Here is a 5605-nt window from a genome sequence, read left to right as displayed (position 1 = left end):
TTCTGTTGCTGAAACTGGCACGCCAACAATTGACCGCATTTCCATTCCGTTGTTCGAGCTGTCTGCCTTGCCAAAGGCGTCTCAGCGCTTGTTGGATGATGCGGCGTTTGACATCGAAGCATGGCTTGCTGGCCGTATCGCTGACAAATTCGCGGCGTCTGAATCCTCGGCCTTCATCAACGGTGACGGTGTCGACAAACCGACAGGTATTTTGGCGCATGCGCAGGTCGACAATGACTCGTGGACTTGGGGCTCTCTTGGCTACGTTGCGACAGGCACAGACGGCGGCTTTGATGGCGCGAACCCTGCCGATGCGATCGTGGAATTGGTCTATGCACTGGGTGCACAGTACCGCGCAAACGGCACATTTGTGATGAACTCCAAGACAGCTGGCCAAGTGCGTAAACTTAAAGACGCGGACGGTCGTTTCCTTTGGTCTGACGGTTTGGCGGCGGGCGAGCCTGCACGTCTCATGGGCTACCCTGTGTTGATCGCAGAAGACATGCCTGACATCGCGTCTGATGCAGCTGCCATCGTCTTTGGTGATTTCGCAGCGGGCTACACGGTTGCTGAGCGCCCTGATCTGCGCATCTTGCGTGATCCGTTCTCTGCCAAACCACATGTGTTGTTCTACGCAACAAAACGCGTTGGCGGCGATGTGAGCGACTTTGCGGCGATCAAGCTGCTCAGGTTCTCAGTCTCTTAAGATCTGAAACTGAACCAGTTCGTGCCTGATCTTTAGGGGTCAGACACGAGCGGTGGGTGCGCGTCTCATTTGACGTGTTGTCTAGCTGCTCCCCCTCCGTCCGAGCAACACGGAGGCGCGCACCCATCATCACAAGAGGCAGGGGGACCCGGAAATCGGAGATGTACCATGATGTTAATGGAGCAAAGCCAAGTACCCCTCGCGGTGCTGCCGGTCGCACAATTCAAAGACCATTTGAGATTGGGCACGGGCTTTGGCGATGACGGGGTTCAGGATGGGGTTCTTGAGACGTACTTGCGCGCCGCGCTTGCCGCTGTAGAAGCGCGCACCGGCAAAGTATTGATCGAACGTGACTTTGCTTGGACCGTCACGGCGTGGCGCGATCTTGGGGCGCAAACGCTCCCAGTGGCGCCGGTCAGTGCCATCACCGCTTTGGTGATTGTGGATCGCTTGAATGCAGAAACTGTGATCGACGCTGACAAATATCTGCTCGACAAAGACACACACCGTCCGCGGATCGTGTCCAGCGGTTTTGTGTTGCCGCCTGTGCCAGTCGCAGGTCAGGCGCGTATCGAATTTACCGCGGGCTTTGGTCCTGCTTGGGAGGATTTGCCCGCCGACATCGCACAGGCCGTGATGTTGCTGGCGGCGCATTACTACGAGCACCGTCACGAAGGCGCGGGCAGCTTTAGCGCCATGCCGTTCGGGGTAAATGTGCTGTTAGAGCGCTACCGCAATGTGCGTTTGTTTGGAGGGCGTGGCTGATGTCAGCAGTGGTTCACCTCAATCGCAAGCTGGTGCTCGAAGAGGCGCAACGCGCGTCTGATGGGGCTGGTGGATACGTGGAAACATGGGTTCAACTTGGCACCCTTTGGGCGTTTATCCAAGCGGGCACTGGGACCGAACGCTCTGAAGACTTTCTCACAGTGTCGCGCGTTCCGATGAAAATTATTGTACGTGGCGCTCCTGTTGGATCGCCGCGACGCCCCAAGCCTGATCAGCGATTTATCGAAGGCGGGCGGGTGTTTCGTATTCTCTCCGTCACCGAGCTGGACGCGCAAGGGCACTATCTGGCCTGTCAATCGCGTGAGGAGGTTGCATCATGAGCTATGGCGTCTCTGCAGCTTTGCAATCAGCTGTTTTTCAAGCGCTTTCCAACGATGCGACCCTTTCGGGCCTGGTTGGCAGTGCGATTTACGACGCGGCCCCGACGGGCACAGTGCCAGCGCTTTATGTCAGCTTAGGGCCTGAAGATGTCGTTGATGCCTCAGACAAAACAGGGCACGGCGCGCGCCACGAATTTGTGGTCAGCGTGGTGTCAGACACCGCAGGTTTTTTAACCGCCAAAAGTGTCGCGGCTGCTGTGTCTGATGTGCTGGTCGATGCCGATTTGACGCTGTCTCGTGGCAGTCTGGTCGGGCTTTATTTCGTGTCTGCCAAAGCGCGGCGCGTTCAAGACAGCGATGTGCGCAGGATCGATATTCGGTTCATGGCGCGCGTCGAGGACACCTAATTTTCAATAAAGGGGCTTAGGCAATGGCTGCTCAAAACGGAAAAGATCTTCTTATCAAACTCGACATGACCGGTGCGGGTCAGTTCGAAACCATCGCAGGTTTGCGTGCCACGCGTATTTCGTTCAATACGGAAAGCGTTGACGTCACGTCGCTGGAAAGCTCTGGTGGCTGGCGTGAACTGTTGGGCGGTGCCGGTGTTAAATCCGCGTCCATTTCTGGTTCAGGTGTGTTCAAGGATCAAAACACAGACGAACGTGCACGTCAGATTTTCTTCGACGGTGAAGTGCCCAATTTTCAGGTGATCATTCCTGATTTTGGCACTGTCGAAGGTGCGTTCCAGTTGACGTCAATCGAATACGCTGGCTCGCACAATGGTGAGGCGACGTATGAATTGTCGATGGCGTCTGCAGGCGCGCTCTCATTCACGGCGGTATAAAATGGCAAACCCCTTTGCAGGCGAAGTGGCCCTCACGCTTGATGGCAAACGCTATGTCCTAAAACTCACGCTTGGTGCTTTGGCAGAACTGGAAGCCGGTCTGGAAACAGACACGCTTGTGGCTTTGGTCGAGCGCTATGAAGCAGGACAGTTTTCGACTGCAGACGTCTTGCGTTTGGTCGTTGCTGGCCTGCGAGGGGGCGGCTGGACGGGTGGCTATGATGACATTCTGACAGCCGAGATTTCGGGTGGACCTTTGGAAGCTGCACGGGTGGGAGCTGCGCTAATTGCGCGTGCATTCACCGTGCCAGGATAGGTTTCTATGTCACTGATTTCAAACGGTACATTCGATTGGCCAGCGCTGATGCGTGCAGGAATAAACGGCTTGCGCCTTAAACCCGACGAGTTTTGGGCGCTCACGCCTGCGGAATTGCTTTTGATGCTTGGCGCAGGATCAGGGTCCGCACCTTTAAGTCGCTCGCGGCTTGATGAACTGGCGCAGGCCTATCCTGATACGCCGCGCGAAGGCGGGCTGCAAAACACAGATCTGAAAGGGCAAGACAATGGCTGACATTAACGGTCTTGATACATTCGATGAAAAGCTGTCCCAGATGGAAAATGCCATCGGCGGCGCTGAAGCAATGGCGTCTGCATTCAATCAAGAAATGGGGCGTCTGCAGGCCACCGTCGCCGACACACAGCGCGAAATTGGCACGCTTGAACGCGGGATCTCCAAGGGTTTGCGGCGCGCAATTGATGGGTTGGTGTTTGACGGCGATACGCTGGCCGATGCGATGCGGGGCGTTGGTAAATCCATGTTGGATGCGGCCTACAATGCGGCGCTCAAGCCCGTGACAAGCCATGTTGGGTCTGTACTTGGGACAGGTTTGGAATCCGTAATTCAAGGGCTATTGCCATTTGAAAAGGGCGGCAGTTTTACCCAAGGCCGAGTGACGCCCTTTGCGTCGGGCGGCGTCGTTTCAAGCCCAACCCATTTTCCTATGCGCGGCGGATTGGGTCTGATGGGCGAAGCGGGACCAGAGGCCATCATGCCTTTGTCGCGCGGGGCCAACGGCAAACTTGGCGTGCGCGCAGAAGGCGGCAGCAAAAGCGTGACCGTCAACATGAATATTTCCACACCCGACGTGGAAGGTTTCCGGCGATCGCAGTCGCAAATCGCAGCGCAATTGAGCCGTGCCATGGGGCGCGGGTCACGCAACCAATAACGCAGATCAACGCACAGAGTGAGAGCTACCAGCTCTCAGCATCATCCGATGGAGGGGTCCCACATGGGTTTTCATGACGTAAGATTTCCGGCGAACCTGAGCTTTGGCTCTGTAGGTGGTCCTGAGCGGCGCACCGAGGTTGTCACCTTGGCCAATGGCTTTGAAGAACGCAACACGCCGTGGGCGCATTCGCGCAGGCGTTATGACGCTGGCCTTGGGATGCGCTCACTTGATGATATCGAAGCACTGATTGCGTTTTTCGAAGCGCGTCAGGGTCAGCTGTTTGGTTTTCGGTGGAAAGACTGGTCCGATTATAAGACGTGCAAGGCGTCCGAAGCGGTACACTTTGGCGATCAGGTGATCGGCACAGGAGATGGTGAAACCACTGTCTTTTCCCTCAAGAAAAATTACAGCTCGGGCGATGCAACCTATGTGCGTCCCGTGACAAAACCTGTGTTTGGAACTGTAAGAGTCGGCACGCAAGGCACTGAAATGCAAGAGTCAATCGGCTGGACCGTCGATACATCGACAGGGCTAATTACCTTTGCGACGCCGCCTGAGGAAGGTGTTTCGATCACTGCGGGCTTTGAATTTGACGTGCCTGTGCGTTTCGATACGGACCGCATTGCCACCTCTGTTTCGTCATTCCAAGCGGGTGAAGTGCCCAACGTTCCAATTGTTGAGGTGCGTGTGTGATGAGTAATTCCGAAGCGCTTCAAGCCCATCTTGCCAGTGGCACGACCACTGTTTGCCGGTGTTGGGCTGTGACCCGAAAAGACGGTGAAACCTATGGGTTCACTGACCACGATACAGATTTAGAATTCGACGGGACCACGTTTGCAGCAGACACGGGGTTGACCGCAAATGCGCTTGAGCAATCAACTGGGCTTTCGGTGGACAACACCGAAGCATTGGGGGCGTTGTCTTCCGTTGCGCTGACTGAGGCCGATATTCAGGCAGGGCGGTTCGATGGTGCTGCTGTGTCGTCTTGGTTGGTCAATTGGACAAATGTCGCCGAGCGGGTTTTGCAATTTCGCGGTACATTTGGCGAGATCACCCGCGCGGCAGGTGGGTTTCGCGCAGAATTGCGTGGATTGACAGAACACCTCAATCAACCGCAGGGCCGTGTTTATCAGTCTAGCTGCTCAGCAGTTTTGGGCGATGCAGGCTGTGGATTTGACACAAGCGCGCTTGGATACAGCGTCGAAGTGTTGGTTGAAACGCTTGAAGATGCTAAGCTGTTTTCCTTTGCGGGCATGACTGAATTTGACGACCGCTGGTTCGAGAACGGTCGGGTCGTTGTATCGAGTGGCGCTGCAAAGGGTCTTGTTGGTGCAATCAAAAATGATCGCCTAACTGCGGATGGTCGGTCCATCGAACTGTGGCAAGCTTTGCGCGCTGACATCAAATCCGGAGATCAAATTCGGATTGAGGCAGGGTGTGACCGCCGCGCGGAAACCTGCCGTTTGAAATTTGACAACTTTCTGAACTTTCAAGGCTTTCCACACGTGCCAGGTGAAGACTGGCTGACATCCTATCCGGCGTCGAGCGATCTGAACGAAGGTGGAAGTCTGTACGGCAATGGTGACGGGGGTGCGTCATGACCAGTCAACGCATTGCAAATCACGCGCGCCAATGGATCGGCACGCCCTATGTTCACCAAGCTTCCTGCAAAGGCGCGGGGACCGATTGTTTAGGTCTTCTGCGCGGTGTTTGGCGGGAA

At 55.7% G+C, this 5605-nt stretch carries 10 protein-coding genes and 1 pseudogene; all 11 read left to right on the top strand.

What is annotated here, in order from left to right:
* A partial coding sequence (locus ABF287_RS14545; protein WP_347185719.1) for a phage major capsid protein occupies positions 1–706 on the top strand: 706 nt, incomplete at its 5' end.
* A 168-nt stretch (positions 707–874) separates the two neighbouring features.
* Entirely contained in the window at positions 875–1471 is a 597-nt protein-coding gene (locus ABF287_RS14540) for a head-tail connector protein (RefSeq protein ID WP_347185718.1), read from the top strand.
* Positions 1471–1812: a head-tail adaptor protein gene (locus tag ABF287_RS14535; RefSeq protein ID WP_347185717.1), complete on the top strand. Its 342-nt coding sequence runs from the start codon at positions 1471–1473 to the stop codon at positions 1810–1812. Before ABF287_RS14540 ends, ABF287_RS14535 begins: the two co-directional genes overlap by 1 nt.
* Positions 1809–2219: a DUF3168 domain-containing protein gene (locus ABF287_RS14530; protein WP_347185716.1), complete on the top strand. Its 411-nt coding sequence runs from the start codon at positions 1809–1811 to the stop codon at positions 2217–2219. Before ABF287_RS14535 ends, ABF287_RS14530 begins: the two co-directional genes overlap by 4 nt.
* A 23-nt stretch (positions 2220–2242) precedes the next feature.
* Positions 2243–2656: a phage major tail protein, TP901-1 family gene (locus ABF287_RS14525; RefSeq protein ID WP_347185715.1), complete on the top strand. Its 414-nt coding sequence runs from the start codon at positions 2243–2245 to the stop codon at positions 2654–2656.
* Between the two features lies 1 nt (position 2657).
* Complete coding sequence (locus tag ABF287_RS14520; RefSeq protein WP_347185714.1) at positions 2658–2972, top strand: gene transfer agent family protein; 315 nt, start codon at positions 2658–2660, stop codon at positions 2970–2972.
* Between the two features lie 6 nt (positions 2973–2978).
* The gene (locus ABF287_RS14515; RefSeq protein WP_347185713.1) at positions 2979–3227 is read left to right on the top strand and encodes a rcc01693 family protein; all 249 of its coding nucleotides are present in this window, start codon (positions 2979–2981) and stop codon (positions 3225–3227) included.
* Positions 3220–3882, top strand: coding sequence for a phage tail tape measure protein (locus ABF287_RS14510; protein WP_347185712.1), 663 nt, complete (start codon positions 3220–3222; stop codon positions 3880–3882). The genes ABF287_RS14515 and ABF287_RS14510 overlap by 8 nt, the downstream gene beginning before the upstream one ends.
* Before the next feature lie 63 nt (positions 3883–3945).
* Entirely contained in the window at positions 3946–4578 is a 633-nt protein-coding gene (locus ABF287_RS14505; RefSeq protein WP_347185711.1) for a DUF2460 domain-containing protein, read from the top strand.
* The gene (locus tag ABF287_RS14500) at positions 4578–5486 is read left to right on the top strand and encodes a DUF2163 domain-containing protein (protein ID WP_347185710.1); all 909 of its coding nucleotides are present in this window, start codon (positions 4578–4580) and stop codon (positions 5484–5486) included. Before ABF287_RS14505 ends, ABF287_RS14500 begins: the two co-directional genes overlap by 1 nt.
* Positions 5483–5605, top strand: a pseudogene (locus ABF287_RS14495) (peptidase); the annotation flags it as partial. The gene ABF287_RS14500 and the pseudogene ABF287_RS14495, both read left to right, overlap by 4 nt.

It is taken from the genome of Pacificibacter sp., assembly GCF_039769035.1.
GTDB lineage: Bacteria > Pseudomonadota > Alphaproteobacteria > Rhodobacterales > Rhodobacteraceae > Celeribacter.
This window is presented reverse-complemented; position numbering and strand designations above follow the sequence as displayed.

What these genes read in the sequence shown, in the direction of transcription:
- ABF287_RS14540 (WP_347185718.1), top strand. Translation starts at nt 875, where the DNA reads ATGATGTTAATGGAGCAAAGCCAAGTACCCCTCGCGGTGCTGCCGGTC.
- ABF287_RS14535 (WP_347185717.1), top strand. Translation starts at nt 1,471, where the DNA reads ATGTCAGCAGTGGTTCACCTCAATCGCAAGCTGGTGCTCGAAGAGGCG.
- ABF287_RS14530 (WP_347185716.1), top strand. Translation starts at nt 1,809, where the DNA reads ATGAGCTATGGCGTCTCTGCAGCTTTGCAATCAGCTGTTTTTCAAGCG.
- ABF287_RS14525 (WP_347185715.1), top strand. Translation starts at nt 2,243, where the DNA reads ATGGCTGCTCAAAACGGAAAAGATCTTCTTATCAAACTCGACATGACC.
- ABF287_RS14520 (WP_347185714.1), top strand. Translation starts at nt 2,658, where the DNA reads ATGGCAAACCCCTTTGCAGGCGAAGTGGCCCTCACGCTTGATGGCAAA.
- ABF287_RS14515 (WP_347185713.1), top strand. Translation starts at nt 2,979, where the DNA reads ATGTCACTGATTTCAAACGGTACATTCGATTGGCCAGCGCTGATGCGT.
- ABF287_RS14510 (WP_347185712.1), top strand. Translation starts at nt 3,220, where the DNA reads ATGGCTGACATTAACGGTCTTGATACATTCGATGAAAAGCTGTCCCAG.
- ABF287_RS14505 (WP_347185711.1), top strand. Translation starts at nt 3,946, where the DNA reads ATGGGTTTTCATGACGTAAGATTTCCGGCGAACCTGAGCTTTGGCTCT.
- ABF287_RS14500 (WP_347185710.1), top strand. Translation starts at nt 4,578, where the DNA reads ATGAGTAATTCCGAAGCGCTTCAAGCCCATCTTGCCAGTGGCACGACC.